Raw genomic sequence first — 16,781 nt, 5'->3', positions numbered from 1 at the left:
TGACCTCTCCCCGCCCTTCTGCGGGGAGAGGTCGGATTGCGAAGCAATCCGGGTGAGGGGCAAGGCACGATATCTCCGCCAACGCATGTGGAGCATTTGAGCAAAATGTCAAAGGACAAGGCAATGAACAAGATCGATCTCAACGGCCGCTGTGCCGTCGTCACCGGCGGCGCGCAGGGATTTGGCCGCGCCATCACCGAGCGCTTTGTCGCGTCGGGCGCCAAGGTCGCGATCTGGGATTTCGACCAGCCGCTGGCCGAGAAGACCGCGCGGGCGATCGGCGAGAACGTGATCGCGATCAAGACCGACGTCACCGATCCCGACGCGGTCGACGCCGCGCGCGATCAAACGCTGCGGGCGTTCGGCAAGATCGACATTCTCGTCAACAACGCCGGCATCACCGGGGCCAACAAGCCGGTATGGGAAACCGATCTCGACGACTGGCGCAGGGTGATGCGCATCAATCTCGAGGGTCCCTTCATCTGCTGCAAGGCGATCGTGCCGACCATGATCGGCCAGAAATACGGTCGCATCGTCAACATCGCCTCGATCGCCGGCAAGGAAGGCAATCCGAACGCCGCGCATTATTCGTCGTCGAAGGCGGGCCTGATCGCGCTCACCAAATCGCTCGGCAAGGAGCTCGCGCAGCACGACATCCTGGTCAATGCGGTGACGCCGGCCGCGGCGAAGACCGCGATCTTCGACCAGATGACGCAAGCGCACATCGACTTCATGCTGTCGAAGATCCCGAAAGCCCGCTTCGTGCAGGTCGAGGAGCTCGCCTCGATGGTGGCGTGGCTGGCATCAGAGGACTGCGCGTTCTCCACCGGCGCGGTGTTCGACATCTCCGGCGGACGCGCGACCTATTAAATCGCCGCTCGCCTCGCCGGCTGCCGCAGCGCCGCGACGAGATGATCGGCCAGGAGTGACGCCGCGTGCGACAGGTTTTGCGCGCGATGCAGCCGTATCTCGGCCCGCGGCAACCTCGGCATGCCGTCGCGCGCGGTCAGCCGACGCAGAGTCTGCGGAAACGTCCCCGACTTAACCACGGTCACGGCGAGGCCCTGCGCCGCGATCGCCTCGACCGCGGACAGGCTGTGGCTGACAAAGGCGAGCCGCCACGGCCGGTTCGCCTCGTCCAGCGCCTGCATCGCCCAGCTCCGGAACAGGCAGCCCTGCGGATAGAGCGCGACCGGCAGCGGATCGAGCTCCTCGATGCGATGCGCGGCGCTCGCAGCCCACACCGCCTGCTCGGTACGCAGCAACTCGCCCTCGCCGCGTCCCTCGGGGTGCATCGCGATCACGAGGTCATAGGGTTCGCCGAGCCGATCGGTCATCGTCGACGTCAGCCCCGTCTCCATCTCGACATGGATCAGCGGATAGCTGGCGATGAACTCCTTGAGCAGCGGCGGGACGATCATCGTCCCATAGTCGTCCATCACGCCAAGGCGAACCCGTCCATCCGTGCCATGCGCGCGCACCCGGCCAACCGCCTCCGCGTTGAGGCTCAGAATGCGGCGGGCATAGCCGAGCAATCCCTCGCCTGCCGCACTGAGATCGACGCTTGACGTGCTGCGGTGAAACAGTTCGGCCTGCAGCCGCTCTTCCAGCCGCTTCACCTGCATGCTGACGGCCGATTGGGTCCGGTTCAGCACCGAGGCCGCGCGGGTGAAGGAGCGATGCTCCGCCACCGCGACAAAGGCCTGCAGAAGATCCGGGTCCAGGATGGGCGCACTCATAACGATCTGTAATTTAGTCGATCAAATCTATTCCATTCCCTGATTATGTCCTGGTCCCTAGATTGCGCAAGCAAAACCAAGGGGCGAACGGAATGGGCGAGATCTGGGGCGTGTTGTCGGCGGTGGCATCGAGCGCGCTGGGCGGCACTTCGATCGGGGCGACGCGGTTTCTGGTCGGCGCCATCGATCCGCTGGCGATCGGCGCGTTCCGCTTCGGCATCGGCGTCTTGCTGCTGCTGCCGCTGGCACTGCTGCAACGCCGGAGCTGGCCGACGCGGTACGACTGGCTCGGCGTTGCCGGCCTCGGCCTGCTGTTCTTTGCAGCGTTTCCGGTCCTGTTCAACGCCTCGCTGATCTTCACCACCGCTGCGCGCGGCGCGCTCGCGCTGTCGACACTGCCGCTGCTGACCATGCTGGTCGGCGCGGCGTTGGGCGCCGAAGCGCTCACCGCGCGCAAAACTGCAGGCGTCCTGATCACCATCCTTGGCGTCTCGATGGCGCTGCTCTCCGGCCTCGCCACGGCGCCACCTGGCGCCTGGCGCGGCGACCTCTTGATGATCGCGGCCGCGCTGTGCATGGCGCTCTACAGCATCGGGTCAAAACCCTATATCCGCCGCTCCGGCCCGATCCCCTTCACCACGCTCGCGATGGCGGCCGGGGCTGTTGTCCTCATGACAGCGTCGCTGCTGCGCGGCAGTTTTGCGCCGGTCGCCGATTTCGGCGCGCCGCAATGGTTCGGCGCGATCTATCTCGGAGCATTCGGCGCCGCACTCACCTTCTATCTCTGGGCCTTCGCGCTGGAGCGGACGACCCCGACCCGGGTCGCAATCTCCGTCACCGTCAATCCGATCGCGGCATCGCTGGTCGGCGCAGCCCTGCTCGGCGAGCCGCTGAGCTGGAATCTGGTGGCCGGCATCGTCACCGTTTTCGCCGGCATCTGGATCGCAACCACGCAGCCGCCCCTGGCGCACGCGGTCGCCCCCGATCTGCGCTGACCTGCGGCAACGCTCGCCAGCAAGGCCTTCAGCGAATCCGTGCTAGCCTGAGGTCCGGTCCCAGCGAACCCGAGGCGGCACGCCATTGAACATCTCCCTCTATGACATCTCCGTCTGGGTATTGCCGGTGGTCATTGCGATCACGTTTCACGAAGCCGCACACGGCTTCGTCGCGCACCGGCTCGGCGACGACACCGCCTGGCAGCTCGGCCGCGTCAGCTTCAACCCGCTGAAGCACATCGATCCGTTCGGCACGCTGATCCTGCCTGCCGTGCTGCTGTTCGCGCATTCGCCGTTTCTGTTCGGCTATGCCAAGCCGGTGCCGGTGAACTTCCGCAAGCTCAATCATCCCAAGCTCGACATGGTGTGGGTGGCACTGGCCGGCCCGGCCACCAACATCATCCTGGCGATCGCCGCGGCGCTGGCATTCCACGCGCTGCCATTGGTGCCGGCCGATGCCGCAAAATGGACCGCGGACAACCTGAAAAACGCCTTCCTGATCAACATCGTGCTCGCGATCTTCAACATGATGCCGATCCCGCCGCTGGACGGCGGCCGGGTCGCGGTCGGGCTGCTGCCAAGGCCGCTGGCGATCCCGCTCGCCCGGCTGGAGCCCTACGGCATGCTGATCCTGATCGGGCTGTTGATCCTGCTGCCGGTGATCGGCCAGCAAGTCGGCCTAAATCTTGATGTTATTTCAACGATACTGCGAACTCTGACCGGCTATGTAATCAACGCCCTTCTCCTCATTACCGGAAACACATAGCCTTGATCTGCGTATGATCCGACCGGAAAACCGGTAGCCATTCTTCCGGGTCGTGCGTTGAGGACGGGAACGCTTCGAGGCCATGGTGATCAAAGCTGCCGATATGCTGATTGCACGACGCGCCGACACCCGCGCGCGGGCCGACTTTGCGACCTGGAAGATGATGGCGAAGCTGAACGGCGCCTCCGCCTTGCCGCCCGAGGCACAGAATTTCCTGGCCATTTACAACAAGCTGCTGGAACAGATGAGCGAAGCCGACGCCGGCGAGGCGACCATCCAGCAAATGTATCGCACCTATTATGTCGAGATGGGCGGCGCCGGCAAAGCACCGGAGGTTCCGGCGCGCGCGCGTGAGCCGGTGGCTGACAGCGGCAATGTCACGGCGTTCCGCCGCCTGCCCGCCAAGAAGGCGAGCGCCTCCGACCCGAACGCCAAGCGTTCGATGCCGGTGGCGCTGATCTTCGCCTGCCTCGTCGTGGTCTACGTCGCGATCCGGTACTACTGGAAATAGCGCCGTCCACGCTTCACCCTATCCCGCGTCTGACGATCGACCTACGCACACCGCGGCATCGCGTCGCGCGTCACCGGCTGCGCAATCGCCGTGGCGTGGAATATCGCGCGCGAGCGATCGCGCCGGCGCTCTAGGCGATGCGCCCGATGCCGGGCATAATGCGGAACTCAAAAAAACAAAATCATACTGGAGGGAAGATGAAGCGTTCCATTGCAGCCTCGGTCACGACGGCGTTGGTCATGACCACGAGTCTTGCGTTCTGCGGCGGTGCGTCGGCGCAGACGATGGACAAGGTCGCCAAGGTCGGCGCGCTCGGCGATCAGTCCGGCCTCTATCAGGACATCGGCGGTCCCGGCTCGACGGTGGCGGCGCAGATGGCGATCGAGGATTCCGGGCTGCTGGCGAAGGGCTGGAAGATCGATCTGATCTCGGCCGATCACCAGAACAAGCCCGATGTCGCGGTCAACATCGGCAAGCAGTGGATCGATGTCGAGAAGGTCGACGTGTTCGTCGATCTCGCGGCCTCCAATGTCGGGCTCGCGATTGCCAACCTCTCGAAGGAGAAGAACGTCGTCAACCTGAACTCGGGCTCCGCCTCGTCCGACCTCACGGGCGCGCAGTGTTCTCCGAACACGGTACACTGGGTCTACGACACCTACATGCTCGCCAACGGCACCGGCAAGGCGCTGGTGAAATCCGGCGGCGACACCTGGTTCTTCCTAACCGCGGACTATGCGTTCGGCCAGGCGCTCGAGCGCGACACCTCGGCGGTGGTCACTGCGAATGGCGGCAAGGTGCTCGGCAGCGTCAAGCATCCGCTCAACAATGCCGACTTCTCGTCCTTCCTGCTGCAGGCGCAGAGCTCGAAGGCCAAGATCGTCGGGCTCGCCAATGCCGGCGGCGACACCACCAATGCGATCAAGCAGGCCGCGGAATTCGGCATCGTCTCGGGCGGTCAGCGGCTCGCCGGCATGCTGCTGTTCATCACCGACATCAACGCGCTCGGCCTCAACGTCGCGCAGGGGCTGAACTTCACCGAGACGTTCTACTGGGACATGAACGACCAGACCCGCGCCTTCACCAAGCGCTTCATGGAGCGCTTCAAGAAGAACCCGCCGACCATGGTGCAGGCCGGCGTCTATTCGTCGCTGATCCACTATTTCAAGGCGCTGGAAGCGCTCGGCGGCAATCCGCATGACGGCCGCGCCGTGGTCGCCAAGATGAAGGAGCTGCCGACCGACGATCCCCTGTTCGGCAAGGGCTCGATCCGCGTCGACGGCCGCAAGATCCACCCCGCCTACCTGTTCGAGGTCAAGAAACCGTCGGACTCGAAATATCCGTGGGACTATTACAAGCTAGTCGCCACCATCCCGGCGGACGAAGCCTGGCTGCCGCTCGAGAAGAGCGTCTGCGCGCTGGTGAAGAAGAGCTAAGGCAACGTCGTTCCGGGCCGCGTGAAACGGCGAACCAAGAATCGACCAGCGGCACATTCAATGGAGAAATGGATTCCGGGTTCGCGACTTGTCGCGCCCCGGAATGACACCAGCGTCTAATCGCAGGCAGCCGCGGCGCGCTACTTCTTCGGCTTGTTGTAATTGACGTCGAGGCTGAAGGAGAACTGATCGTCGGTCAGGTCGGCCGGCGGCGCCGGGACCGGATCGGACCGGTGGACCATCGAGATCGCCGCGTCGTCAAAGGCCGCATCTCCAGACGATTCCAGCACGGCAACCGACAGCACCTTGCCCAGACGATTCAGCACCAGGGCGACCTTCACCTTGGCCTCCTTGGCCTTACCCTTCTCCGGGAATTTCTTGTGCAGGTCGAGATAAGCGCTGATCTTCTTGCCCCACTTGGCGGTCAGCAGCAGCTTGTCCTTGCCGATGCCTGGGTTGGGTGCCTTGGTGGTTTCCGACTGACGCGCGTCTTCCAGCTTGGTCGGCGCGGCCGCCTCCGAGGCCTGCTGCGCTTCCTGCGCGTTGGTCTCGACCTTGGCGACCTTGGCCTCCTCCTCCTTCTGCTTCTTGGCGGTGTCTTCCGTCACGATGCGATCGGGGTCGTCGGACTCCACCGGCTTTTCCTGAGGCAGGTCGGTGTCCTTCACCTCGGCCTTCTGCTGCGCCATTTCCTGCACAGCCTGCTGCTCGTCAGCCAGCGGTCCGGGCGGTAAGGCCTCTTCGGTCGCATCCGCGGAAGCCAGCTCGACGGCGTACTCCGCGCCGGCCGCGCCAAGCCCCTCGTCGCCATCGTCGCCGCGCAAATTGGTCAGCGCCAGTGCGGCACCGCCCAGATGAAGCCCGACCGCCGTCACGGCAGCGATCACCCAGAGCCGCTTCGAGGTCCGCAGGTCAAGATCGGGGTTGGTGGACATCGCGTTCGCCGTCAGGGTTTGGCCTGCGCGGCCGCAGGCGCTCCCGGAACGCCCTCGAGCGCGACCAGCTTCACATGGGTGTAGCCGCCGGCGCGCAGCAGCTCCATCACGCCCATCAGCTCGCCATAGGGTACCATCCGATCGGCCCGCAGGAACACGTATTTGTCCCGGCTCATGTCGGGTATGGCATCCAGCGAATTGACCAGGTCGACGCGCTTCACCGCGTTCTCCCCGATCGCCAGCGTGAGATCCGGCTTGATGCTGAGATAGGTCGGCTTGTCCGGCTTCTTCTGCGGCGTCGCGCTGGAGGTCGGCAGATCGATCGGAAGATCGACGGTCGAAAGCGGTGCCGCCACCATGAAGATGATCAGCAGCACCAGCATGACGTCGATGAACGGCGTGACGTTGATCTCGTGGGATTCCGCGAAATCGTCGTCGCCATCGTTTTCGGAGATCGAGACCGCCATCGCCTACTCCGCCGCCGCGGCGCGCGCATGCGCGCTGCGCGGAACGTCGCCATGGGTGCGGTCGAGGTCGCGCGACAACAGCCGTCCCGCGGCGCCCGAGGCGCGGTTGACGAGCTCGAGATAGACCTTCGTGACCCGCGAGAAGTGGTTGTAGATGATCACGGCCGGGATCGCCGCGACGAGGCCGATCGCGGTCGCGAGCAGCGCTTCCGCGATGCCCGGCGCCACCACGGCAAGGTTCGTGGTCTGCGACTTCGAAATGCCGATGAAGCTGTTCATGATGCCCCAGACGGTGCCGAACAGGCCGACGAAGGGCGACGTCGCGCCGATGGTCGCGAGCAGGCCCATACCGATGCGGATCTTGCGGGCTTCGGCGCGCACGATCTCGGCGAAGCTCGACGCCGCGCGCTCCTTGATGCCGCTGTCGCTCGAGATGCCCGCCGACAGGCGCCCCTCGCGCATCGCAGCCGCGATGAACGACGACAGCACGCTGCCCTTGGCGCCGAGCGCGAACTGCGCTTCGGCCAGCGACCGCGATTCAGCGATCTTGGCCAGCGCGCCACGCAGCTTGCGCTGCGCGACCGTCAGCTCGACCATCTTGGCGATGAACACGGTCCAGGTCACGAGCGAGGCGAAAGCGAGACCGAGCATCACCGCCTTCACGATGATGTCGGCGTTCAAGAACATATTCCACGGCGACAATTCGTGCAGGCCGGTCGAGGTCGACTTCAGCGACTTGCCGTCGCCGCTCGCGGGCGCAGCCAGGGAGGCCTCGTTCGCCGTCGGAGCCGCCGCGGCAGGGGCCGGCGCGGCCTGAGCCTGCGGCGTCGCTTGTGCCGGCTGGGCGGCCACCGGTGCGGCTTGGGCAGCCGCCGCAGGCTGGGCTGCCGCCGGCTGGGCCGCGGGTGCGGGCTGAGGCCGGGTCACGGGCGCGGGCTGCGCTACAGGCGCCGTTTGCTGCTGCGCCGAAGACGGCGCGGCCAGCAGCAGCATCGCCAGCGAGGCGATCATGGCGGATGCAGCGGGGAACTTGAATGTCATCATCAGTTACACTTCAGCCCAGTGACGGATCAGGTTGTGATAAATCCCGGTCAATTTGACCGTTTCGGGGTCATCGCGCCCCAGCCGCTCCACCAGAGCCTGGATCGCGGTATCGAGATCAAAGATCAGGCTGCGCGCGTGTGCATCCCGTACCATGCTCTGCAGCCAGAAAAAAGACGCTACCCGCGTCCCCCGCGTGACCGGCGTGACCAGATGCAAACTGGAAGCAGGATAAACTACCAGATCCCCTGCCGGCAGCTTGATTTCATGGGATCCGTAGAGGTCTTCGATGACGAGCTCGCCGCCATCGTAGTCCTCCGGCTCCGATAAAAACAGCGTGACCGAGAGGTCGGTCCGGATCCTCATGCCGGTCAGTCTGTCGCCGCGCACCGCATTGTCGACGTGCAGGCCGAAATGGTGCCCGTCGCTGGCGGCATAGCGGTTGAACAAGGGTGGAAAGATTCTAAGCGGGATCGCCGCCGAGATGAAGCGCGGGCTCGCCGACAGCGCCGACAGGATGCGGTTGCCGAGCTGCCGCGCGACCTCGCTGTCGGGCGGCAGCTGCTCGTTGCGCTTGACCATCGCGGACGCGGCGCCGGCGGTCGAGCGGCCGTCCTCCCATTCGGCTTGCGCCATGATGCGGCGGAAGTCCGCCACATCAGCCTTGCTCAATACGTTGGGAACACAGACCAGCATCTGTCGCCGCGAAGCCTCCGTCAGTAACGCGCAGAAACAACCAGATACGCGGCGCGTCCCGGCGCTTCGAGCACGAACGGCGCCGCGCTCTGGTACAGCGCGTCGTAGTAGCGCTTGTCGAAGATGTTGTTGACGAACAGCTTCATCGTCCAGTGCTTGTCGATCTTTGCTTCGGCAAAGGCGTCGAAGCGCCAGTAGCTCGGGATCGAGGTGCCCTGGTTGGCCGCGAGCAGCGTGCCGCCATAGACCTTCGAGCGATACACCGCCTGCCCGCCGAGCTCCCACATGTCGGTGAGCTGGTACTTGGTCAGCATGCTGAACGACTGATGCGCGACGTTGGCGAGCGGCAATCCGACATTGCTGGAGTACAGGATGGTGTTGGCCGGCGGCGCCAGCGACCTCGTCACTGCCGACTGCATCAGGACGAGACCGCCGAACACGCTCCATTTGTCGGTGATCTTGCCGCCGACGCCGAGATCGATGCCGCGGATGCGATAAGCCGCGCCCGCGGTGATGCAGGAGATATTGCCGGTCGTCCCGGTCGGATAGGAGCAGCCGAGCGCTGCGGCCGCGGTTGCGTTGTTCACGTTCTGCGATTCGCGCGCATTTTCCTTCTCGGTCTGGAACAGCGCCGCCGTCACCAGCAGATGACGATCGAACAATTCCCACTTGGTGCCGACTTCGATCGCCTTGTTCTTTTCCGGCCCGAATATCTGGGTATTGCCGCCGTTCAGCACGGGAGACAGGCCGCCATACGCCGTGCTGGTGCCGTCGAACTCGGCGCCGACCGGGTTCGACGAGGTCGCATAGGCCGCATAGACGCTGCCGTTCGGCAACGGCTTCAATGTGACGCCGAGATTGAAGTTCGGCATCCCGAAGTCGGCCGACTGACTGCCGAATGTCGTCCTGGTACCCGACGTCAGATATCCCGACGTGTTGATCTTGTAGTCGTCATAGCGGATACCGCCATTGAGGATCACGAAGTCATTGTAGTTCGCGGTATCCATGATGTAGCCGCTGGTGGTGTCGATCCCGATCTTGGTCGGCAGCCCGGACAGCCCCGATGGAATCGGGAACGGAATGTTGGTGTATTGCGGATTGAACACGCTGACGCCGGAGAGCGATCCGCTTCCCGTGAAAGCCGACGTACCGGTCGTTATTTCCGAGCTCAGGCCAAGATATCTGTCGATCGAGGACCGCTCGTTGTCATATTCGACGCCGGCCGTCGTCGTGTGCTTGAAGCCGAGGCCGTCGACCGACTTGTAGGTCGCCTCGGTCTGGTTGGCGAACACGTCGGTGACCTGGTAGCGGCTTTGCGGATTGGCGCTCAGCGTATACGCCGTGAACGGAGCGCCGGCGGCCAGCGTCGGGGCTTCCGGCAGCGTGCCGATGTAGTTCTGGGTCGAGCGCGATTCCCGGATCTTGTTGCTGACCACGAGGTCCGGCGTGATCTGCACCTCGGCGTTGATGGTGCCGATGTCCTGCCCGGTCCTGAAGAAGTCGCGATTGACGAAGCCGTAGAAATTGTTGCGGTTGACGCCGAAATCCGGGAACGGGCCGCCAGCCGTGCTCGCGGTGCTCGGCCGGTAATACGGCACGCCGAAATCCGGGATGCCGGTGAGTTCGGTGTGGATGTAGTTGCCGGTGATCTTCACCGCGTCGACCGGCTTCCACGCGCCGGCGACGAACGCGCCGTTGCGGTCGTCGGTGACATAGCTGCGGCCGGCGACGCCGGCATCCTGGAACAGGCCGCCGGCGCGGATCGCCAGCGTCGGGCTGATCACCTGGTTGACGTCGAGCGTCACGCGCTTGGTGCGATCGGTGCCGAACGTGGTGTCCATGTTGTAGAAGCTGTTCTGCGTCGTCGCCTGCTTGGTGACGATGTTGATCGCGCCGCCGGTGGTGCCGCGCCCTGCAAAGGACGAGCCCGGGCCGCGCAGGATCTCGACCTGCTCGGTGAAGAAGTTCTCGCGGACGCTGACACCGGAGTCGCGCACGCCGTCGATGAAGATGTCGTTGCGCGCGTCGAAGCCGCGGATGAAGAAGCGGTCGCCGAAGGCATTGCCGCCCTCGCCCGTGCCGAGCGTGACGCCGGCGGTCGACAGGATCGCCGACTTCAGCGATGTGGCGTTCTTGTCTTCGAGCACGTCCTTGGTCAGCACGGTGACCGATTTCGGCGTGTTCAGGATCGGCTCGGGATATTTCCCGGACGACTGCAAACGGTCGCCCTTGTACGGCGCGGCCGGATCCGCATAGGGATCGCGGTCGGCGGGAAGACCGCCGGCGTTGGGAAACGGCACCGGCGCCTGCTGGGCCTGCTGGTTGTTGCGGCGCGCGGCGCGACGCAGCGCGTTGCGGGCGCGGACCTGGTCCGCAGTGGGCTTTGACGTCACGGGCCGCGGGCGAGCGACCGGGGCATCAACGTTCACCGGCGGCAGGTTGGATTGCTGCGCCTCGGCCCCCGAAAACGACGCCACCGCGATCAGGCTCGCGACTGCGGAGACCTTCGTGGCGGAATAACCGGTGTCATCAGCCGTACCGATCGCTGCATCAAAGCGCAGCGATCTCGGCGCCTTCATATTGCTCATGTCTTGCTCGCCCCAGAAAAGTCAGCCCGCTCGCGAAATGAAGCTGCGACGAACTGTCTCTTTCGGTTATCGAGCGTGACTTTTTTTATCAATGCGACGAGCGCAACAGTTGGCTTGAATCGCCCCAATTCAAAGCGATTCTAATCTACGGTTTGAAATCGTTCTAAACTGTAGTTTTTAAGCGTTCTAATAATCGTTCTAAATCGGTGCTGCCGTCATTGACCGCCGCTTGCGGGCGCTGTCCACGCGATCACTCGGCGCTTGGTGGCTTCATCAGCGAAAACAGCTCGTCGATCGTCCGCTGCGCGACCTGCCGCACGCGGTCGCTGTTTTCGAGGCCGGCGATATTGACGCCGTTGACGACCGCTTTGATCTCGTCGCGGAAGTCGGTGAGAAAACGCAGCGGGTCCCGCTGCTCGTTGGCGACGCGCGCGATCAATCCGGTGACCAGGATCTGGCATGCCATCATGCGCCCGTTCAACTCATCCATCGCGGCCCTCATCCTCTCGCATCGTCGCTGCGCGATATGAACGACATCCCGCGGCGTTTCAACCGGCTCGCGCAAGCTGCAACAGATGAACCGATGGAGAGCAGGATCTGCGCGCGATGAGACGCGCTATTTCGCGGCGATGCGCTCCGCCTCCTCGCCGAGCGCCTTGATGCGATCCTTGACCTCGCGAAGCGTGGCGAGGCCGCTTTCGACATGCTTGTCCGAGACGTCGCGCAACACGTCGCCGGCGATCGCGTCGCGCAAACTGTCGAGATCGTCGACGAGGCGGCGCCCGCTCCTGGTCAGGAACAGGCGATTGGCACGGCGATCCCTGGGATCGGGACGCCGTTCGAGCAGGCCATGCTCGACCAGGCGGTCGAGCAGCCGCACCAGCGAGATCGGCTGCAATTCGAGGACGTCGGCGAGATCGACCTGAGACAGTCCCTCCTGCTCGCGCAGGCGGAAGAGCACGATCCATTGCGCGCGCGTGGTGCCTCGCGCCTTGGCGCGATGATCGATATAATTGCGCAGCAGCCGGGAACTCTCGACGAGCTGCGCAATAAACTGGCGTTTGAGATCGAGCGACATAGGGGTCCTCGGTGCGTTTCCCAGACGAAATGTTTCTGCTCGTTTCTGACCTAAACCTTTCCAAATGTTTAGGATTCTCAAGCCTTGGTGTGTTTACACATTAAGTGCACGCATATTATATCCGCAAGCTCTGTGAACCGTTTCGATCACCCTTTATTGTTACGTCGAACCCAAGAGTCCGCATGTCGAAGTCACGCACCATCGGTTGGGTTTTAGTGATCGCTGCGGTCGGCGCCGCCGGTTATTTCGGCTGGCAGAAACACACGAGCAACCAGCAGGCTGCCGAAGCCGCGCAGAAGCGCTCCGCCCAACGCCCGGCCGTTCCGGTCAAGATTTCGCCGGTCGAGAAGGCCGACTTCCCGGTCTATCTCACCGGCCTCGGCACCGTGCAGGCATTCAACACCGTCCAGGTCCGCACCCGGGTCGACGGCCAGATCACCAGGATCGCCTTCAAGGAAGGCCAGTTCGTCAAGGCGGGTGACACGCTGGTCGAGATCGATCCGCGGCCCTATCAGGCGACGCTCGACCAGGCCAAGGCCAAGAAGGCCCAGGACGAAGCCAATCTCGCCAACGCCAATCTCGACCTGCAGCGCTACACCAAGCTCGGCGAGTTCGCGACGCGCCAGCAGCTCGACACCCAGCGCTCCACGGTAGCCCAGCTGACCGCCCAGATCTCCGCTGACGAGGCCGCCATCTTCAACGCCCAGACCCAGGTGGACTACACCACCGTCAAGTCCCCGATCGACGGCATTGTCGGCCTGCGACTGGTCGATATCGGCAACATCGTCAATGCCTCGGCGCAGACCGGCATTGTCACGATCACCCAGATCGAGCCGATCACGGTGATCTTCACCGCACCGGAAGACCAGCTGCCGGATATCAAGGCGGCGCTGGCCGTGGCGCCGCCCAAGACCATTGCCCTGACCACCGACGGCAAGCGAGTGCTATCCACCGGAACCCTGGCGCTGATCAACAATCAGGTCGACACCACTAGCGGGACTGTCCGGCTGAAGGCGGTGTTTGATAACAAGGACCACGCGCTGTGGCCGGGCCAGTCGGTCTCGACCCGGCTTCTGGTCAGAACCTTGAAGGATGCCACCATCGTCCCGGATGACGCGGTGCAGCATGGCACCGATGGCCTCTACGCGTATTCAGTCAATCAGGAGAACAAGGCCGAGCTTCGCAAGATCAAGGTCAGCCAGTCGATCGACGGCAAGTCGGTGATCGACGAGGGCCTGTCGCCCGGACAGCAGGTGATCACCGCGGGCCAGTACAAGGTCTCGCCGGGAACCCTGGTGACAACGGCGGTGGCGAGTTCGGATCCGTCCCAGTCGAAGGTTACGCAGGAATGAGCGCCGGAATTTCCGCACCATTCATTCGCTTCCCCATCGGCACCTCGCTGCTGATGGCGGGCATCCTGTTCGTCGGCCTCGTCGCCTATCCGCTGCTGCCGGTCGCGCCGCTGCCGCAGGTGGACTTCCCCACCATCCAGATCACCGCGACCCTGCCCGGCGCCAGCCCGGAAACGATGGCGACCTCGGTCGCCCAGCCGCTGGAGCGCCAGTTCGCGCAGATCCCGGGCATCGCGCAGATGACCTCGACGAGCTATCTCGGCACGGCGGCGGTCACCATTCAGTTCGATCTCAACCGCAGCATCGACGGCGCCGCCAATGACGTGCAGGCCGCCATCAACGCGGCCAGCGGCCAGTTGCCGAAAACCCTTCCCTCGCCGCCGACCTATCGCAAGGTCAACCCGGCCGACTCGCCGATCATGCTGCTGTCGGCGACATCGGACACGCTGCCGCTGACGACGGTCAGCGACGCCGTCGACGCCCAGCTGGCGCAGCAGATCAGCCAGATCTCGGGCGTTGCGCAGGTCATCATCGGCGGCCAGCAGAAGCCGTCGGTTCGCGTCCAGATCGACCCTGCCAAGCTCGTCGCCAAAGGCCTGTCGCTGGAAGATGTCCGCGCCGCGATCAACATCGCCACCGTCGACAGTCCGAAGGGCAATATCGACGGCGCCACCCGTGCCTATACCATCTACGCCAACGACCAGTTGCTCACGGCGAGCCCGTGGAACGACGTCATCATCGCCTACCGCAATGGCGGGCCGCTGCGGATCCGTGACATCGGCCAGGCCGTCACCGGACCTGAGGACGCCAAGCAGGCCGCCTGGGCCAACGGCAAGCGCGGCGTGTTCCTCGTCATCTTCAAGCAGCCCGGCGCCAATGTCATCGACACCGTCGACAAGATCAAGGCGACGCTGCCCCGGCTGGTCGCGGCGATCCCACCGGCGATCAAGATCGACGTGATCAGCGACCGCACCACCACGATCCGCGCGGCGGTCGAGGACGTCCAGTTCACCCTGCTCCTGACCATCTTCCTGGTCGTGATGGTGATCTTCGTCTTCCTGCGCAGTTTCTGGGCGACCGTGATCCCGACGGTCACGGTGCCGTTGGCGCTGCTCGGCGCCTGCGCGCTGATGTGGGTGTTCGGCTACACGCTCGACAATCTGTCGCTGATGGCGCTGACGATCGCGGTCGGCTTCGTGGTCGACGACGCCATCGTGATGCTGGAGAACATCAGCCGCTACATCGAAGAGGGCGAGAAGCCGATGGCTGCCGCCTTCAAGGGCTCGCAGGAAATCGGCTTCACCATCGTTTCGATCAGCATCTCGCTGGTCGCGGTGCTGATCCCGCTGCTCTTAATGGGCGGCATCATCGGCCGCCTGTTCCGCGAATTCGCGGTCGTGCTCGCGATGACGATCTTCGTCTCGATGTTCGTATCGCTGACGCTGACCCCGATGATGGCCTCGCGCTTCCTGCGCGCCCACAATGACGAGAAGCACGGTCGGTTCTACCAGCTCAGCGAGCGCGGCTTCGACGCCATGCTGCGCGGCTATCAGAGCGTGCTCGACCTCGCCTTGCGCTGGAAGTTCACGACGCTGATGATCTTCTTCGGGACGCTGGCGCTGTCGGTCTATCTGTTCGTCATCATCCCGAAGGGCTTCTTCCCGCAGCAGGACGTCGGCCTGATCACCGCGACCTCGGAAGCCAACCAGGACATCTCCTTCGCCGACATGAAGCGGAAGCAGGAGGAGCTCGGCAGGATCGTCATGCAGGATCCCGCAGTGGCGACGGTGGCGATGGCGATCGGCGGCAGCGGCCGTGCCGGCAATAACGGCGCGATGTACATCACGCTGAAGGCGCTGAAGGATCGCGACGCCAACGCACAGCAGGTCATCGCCCGGCTGCGGCCGAAGCTGGAGAAGGTCGAGGGTGCCCGGCTGTTCATGCAGGCCGCGCAGGACGTCCGCCTCGGCGGCCGCCCGACCCGCACCCAGTTCGAATTCACGCTGCAGGATGCCAACCTCGCCGAATTGAACGAATGGGCGCCGAAGATTCTCGGCAAGATGCAGACGCTGCCGCAGCTGCGCGACGTCGCCACGGACCAGCAGACCAACGGCACCACGCTCGAATTGAAGATCAACCGCGACACCGCCTCGCGCTACGGCATCCAGCCGCAGCTGATCGACGACACGCTCTATGATGCGTTCGGCCAGCGCCAGGTGACGCAGTACTTCACCCAGCTCAACAGCTACCACGTGATCCTCGAGGTGCTGCCGGAGCTGCAGGGCGCGATCGACACGCTGAACAACATCTACATCAAGTCACCACTGACCGGCGAACAGGTGCCGATCTCGACATTCGCGACCTGGACCAGCGTGCCGGTACGGCCGCTCTCGATCAGCCACCAGGGCCAGTTCCCGGCGATCACCATCTCGTTCAACCTGGCGCAGGGTGTGGCGCTCGGCCAGGCGACGGAAGCTGTGCAGAAGGCGATGGTCGACCTTGGCGCGCCGCCGACCCTGAGCTCGAGCTTCCAGGGCACTGCGCAGGCGTTCCAGCAATCGCTGTCGACCGTCCCGCTGTTGATCCTCGCGGCGCTCGTGGTCGTCTACCTGATCCTCGGCATTCTCTATGAGAGCTACATCCACCCGATCACGATTCTGTCGACGCTGCCGTCAGCCGGCGTCGGCGCGCTCGCGATCCTGATGGCGGCCGGCTTCGACTTCTCGCTGATCGCGCTGATCGGCATCATCCTGTTGATCGGCATCGTGAAGAAGAACGGCATCATGATGGTCGACTTCGCGATCGCGGCCGAGCGCGACCAGCACATGGAGCCGGTGGCGGCGATCCGCCAGGCCGCCCTGCTCCGCTTCCGCCCGATCATGATGACGACGATGGCCGCTTTGCTCGGCGGCGTGCCGCTGATGCTCGGGACCGGCACCGGCTCGGAAATCCGCCAGCCGCTCGGCTACGCCATGGTCGGCGGCCTGATCGTCAGCCAGGCGCTGACGCTGTTCACGACGCCGGTCGTCTATCTCTATCTCGACAAGCTCTCCAACGCGTTTGCCAACTGGGGCCGCTCGCCGCCCGCCGACCACGACGCGGACGACGGCGAGCATGGATCGGTCAAGGAGGCCGCCGAGTGACTTGACTTTGCCGGCATCCCGGCACATCCGAAAGATG

Annotated in this window: 15 protein-coding genes; 7 read left to right on the top strand and 8 right to left on the bottom strand. The window is 64.2% G+C overall.

Annotation, left to right across the window (positions count from 1 at the left end; translation table 11 throughout):
- Positions 1-123: 123 nt before the first annotated feature.
- Positions 124-870 carry an SDR family NAD(P)-dependent oxidoreductase gene (locus PMN64_RS03440; RefSeq protein WP_038379849.1) on the top strand — a complete coding sequence of 249 codons (747 nt, stop codon included), beginning with the start codon at positions 124-126 and terminating at the stop codon, positions 868-870.
- On the opposite strand, the gene PMN64_RS03435 is transcribed toward PMN64_RS03440, so the two are convergent.
- Positions 867-1,739, bottom strand: a complete 873-nt coding sequence (locus PMN64_RS03435) for a LysR substrate-binding domain-containing protein (RefSeq protein ID WP_411779709.1) — start codon at positions 1,737-1,739, stop codon at positions 867-869. The genes PMN64_RS03440 and PMN64_RS03435 overlap by 4 nt on opposite strands.
- 92 nt (positions 1,740-1,831) lie before the next feature.
- Between PMN64_RS03435 and PMN64_RS03430 the strand changes: the two genes are divergently transcribed.
- The 4 genes from PMN64_RS03430 to PMN64_RS03415 all read left to right on the top strand — a co-directional run bounded on the left by PMN64_RS03430 (position 1,832) and on the right by PMN64_RS03415 (position 5,444).
- The gene (locus tag PMN64_RS03430) at positions 1,832-2,734 is read left to right on the top strand and encodes a DMT family transporter (protein ID WP_411779708.1); all 903 of its coding nucleotides are present in this window, start codon (positions 1,832-1,834) and stop codon (positions 2,732-2,734) included.
- A gap of 85 nt (positions 2,735-2,819) precedes the next feature.
- On the top strand, positions 2,820-3,500 hold the full coding sequence (locus PMN64_RS03425; RefSeq protein WP_038384092.1) for a site-2 protease family protein: 681 nt from the start codon (positions 2,820-2,822) through the stop codon (positions 3,498-3,500).
- A gap of 82 nt (positions 3,501-3,582) precedes the next feature.
- Positions 3,583-4,011: a hypothetical protein gene (locus tag PMN64_RS03420; RefSeq protein WP_411779707.1), complete on the top strand. Its 429-nt coding sequence runs from the start codon at positions 3,583-3,585 to the stop codon at positions 4,009-4,011.
- A 197-nt stretch (positions 4,012-4,208) separates the two neighbouring features.
- Complete coding sequence (locus tag PMN64_RS03415) at positions 4,209-5,444, top strand: ABC transporter substrate-binding protein (RefSeq protein WP_411779706.1); 1,236 nt, start codon at positions 4,209-4,211, stop codon at positions 5,442-5,444.
- Between the two features lie 140 nt (positions 5,445-5,584).
- Here PMN64_RS03415 and PMN64_RS03410 read toward each other — a convergent pair whose 3' ends face one another.
- From PMN64_RS03410 to PMN64_RS03380, 7 genes are all read right to left on the bottom strand, one after another.
- Entirely contained in the window at positions 5,585-6,379 is a 795-nt protein-coding gene (locus PMN64_RS03410) for a TonB family protein (RefSeq protein WP_069277763.1), read from the bottom strand.
- A gap of 11 nt (positions 6,380-6,390) precedes the next feature.
- Entirely contained in the window at positions 6,391-6,846 is a 456-nt protein-coding gene (gene exbD, locus PMN64_RS03405; protein WP_411779705.1) for a TonB system transport protein ExbD, read from the bottom strand.
- 3 nt (positions 6,847-6,849) lie between these two features.
- The gene (gene exbB / locus PMN64_RS03400; protein WP_411779704.1) at positions 6,850-7,890 is read right to left on the bottom strand and encodes a tonB-system energizer ExbB; all 1,041 of its coding nucleotides are present in this window, start codon (positions 7,888-7,890) and stop codon (positions 6,850-6,852) included.
- 3 nt (positions 7,891-7,893) lie between these two features.
- The gene (locus tag PMN64_RS03395) at positions 7,894-8,583 is read right to left on the bottom strand and encodes a Fe2+-dependent dioxygenase (protein ID WP_028334318.1); all 690 of its coding nucleotides are present in this window, start codon (positions 8,581-8,583) and stop codon (positions 7,894-7,896) included.
- A 20-nt stretch (positions 8,584-8,603) separates the two neighbouring features.
- Complete coding sequence (locus PMN64_RS03390; RefSeq protein ID WP_411779703.1) at positions 8,604-11,171, bottom strand: TonB-dependent receptor; 2,568 nt, start codon at positions 11,169-11,171, stop codon at positions 8,604-8,606.
- 250 nt (positions 11,172-11,421) lie between these two features.
- Positions 11,422-11,661, bottom strand: coding sequence for a hypothetical protein (locus tag PMN64_RS03385; protein WP_028344615.1), 240 nt, complete (start codon positions 11,659-11,661; stop codon positions 11,422-11,424).
- Between the two features lie 126 nt (positions 11,662-11,787).
- Positions 11,788-12,249 carry a MarR family winged helix-turn-helix transcriptional regulator gene (locus tag PMN64_RS03380; RefSeq protein WP_016841339.1) on the bottom strand — a complete coding sequence of 154 codons (462 nt, stop codon included), beginning with the start codon at positions 12,247-12,249 and terminating at the stop codon, positions 11,788-11,790.
- Between the two features lie 182 nt (positions 12,250-12,431).
- Between PMN64_RS03380 and PMN64_RS03375 the strand changes: the two genes are divergently transcribed.
- Both PMN64_RS03375 and PMN64_RS03370 read left to right on the top strand, forming a co-directional pair.
- On the top strand, positions 12,432-13,601 hold the full coding sequence (locus PMN64_RS03375) for an efflux RND transporter periplasmic adaptor subunit (RefSeq protein WP_028344614.1): 1,170 nt from the start codon (positions 12,432-12,434) through the stop codon (positions 13,599-13,601).
- Complete coding sequence (locus PMN64_RS03370; protein ID WP_411779702.1) at positions 13,598-16,744, top strand: efflux RND transporter permease subunit; 3,147 nt, start codon at positions 13,598-13,600, stop codon at positions 16,742-16,744. Before PMN64_RS03375 ends, PMN64_RS03370 begins: the two co-directional genes overlap by 4 nt.
- The last annotated feature ends 37 nt before the right edge of the window (positions 16,745-16,781 follow it).

Origin of the sequence: Bradyrhizobium sp. UFLA01-814, assembly GCF_046718885.1 — a bacterium.
Classification (GTDB): Bacteria; Pseudomonadota; Alphaproteobacteria; order Rhizobiales; family Xanthobacteraceae; genus Bradyrhizobium; species Bradyrhizobium elkanii.
This window is presented reverse-complemented; position numbering and strand designations above follow the sequence as displayed.

Bases quoted from the DNA above. Each gene is read 5' to 3' on its own strand.
- PMN64_RS03440 (WP_038379849.1), top strand. From the start codon at position 124: ATGAACAAGATCGATCTCAACGGCCGCTGTGCCGTCGTCACCGGCGGC.
- PMN64_RS03435 (WP_411779709.1), bottom strand. From the start codon at position 1,739: ATGAGTGCGCCCATCCTGGACCCGGATCTTCTGCAGGCCTTTGTCGCG.
- PMN64_RS03430 (WP_411779708.1), top strand. From the start codon at position 1,832: ATGGGCGAGATCTGGGGCGTGTTGTCGGCGGTGGCATCGAGCGCGCTG.
- PMN64_RS03420 (WP_411779707.1), top strand. From the start codon at position 3,583: ATGGTGATCAAAGCTGCCGATATGCTGATTGCACGACGCGCCGACACC.
- PMN64_RS03415 (WP_411779706.1), top strand. From the start codon at position 4,209: ATGAAGCGTTCCATTGCAGCCTCGGTCACGACGGCGTTGGTCATGACC.
- PMN64_RS03410 (WP_069277763.1), bottom strand. From the start codon at position 6,379: ATGTCCACCAACCCCGATCTTGACCTGCGGACCTCGAAGCGGCTCTGG.
- exbD (WP_411779705.1), bottom strand. From the start codon at position 6,846: ATGGCGGTCTCGATCTCCGAAAACGATGGCGACGACGATTTCGCGGAA.
- exbB (WP_411779704.1), bottom strand. From the start codon at position 7,890: ATGATGACATTCAAGTTCCCCGCTGCATCCGCCATGATCGCCTCGCTG.
- PMN64_RS03395 (WP_028334318.1), bottom strand. From the start codon at position 8,583: ATGCTGGTCTGTGTTCCCAACGTATTGAGCAAGGCTGATGTGGCGGAC.
- PMN64_RS03390 (WP_411779703.1), bottom strand. From the start codon at position 11,171: ATGAGCAATATGAAGGCGCCGAGATCGCTGCGCTTTGATGCAGCGATC.
- PMN64_RS03385 (WP_028344615.1), bottom strand. From the start codon at position 11,661: ATGGATGAGTTGAACGGGCGCATGATGGCATGCCAGATCCTGGTCACC.
- PMN64_RS03380 (WP_016841339.1), bottom strand. From the start codon at position 12,249: ATGTCGCTCGATCTCAAACGCCAGTTTATTGCGCAGCTCGTCGAGAGT.
- PMN64_RS03375 (WP_028344614.1), top strand. From the start codon at position 12,432: ATGTCGAAGTCACGCACCATCGGTTGGGTTTTAGTGATCGCTGCGGTC.
- PMN64_RS03370 (WP_411779702.1), top strand. From the start codon at position 13,598: ATGAGCGCCGGAATTTCCGCACCATTCATTCGCTTCCCCATCGGCACC.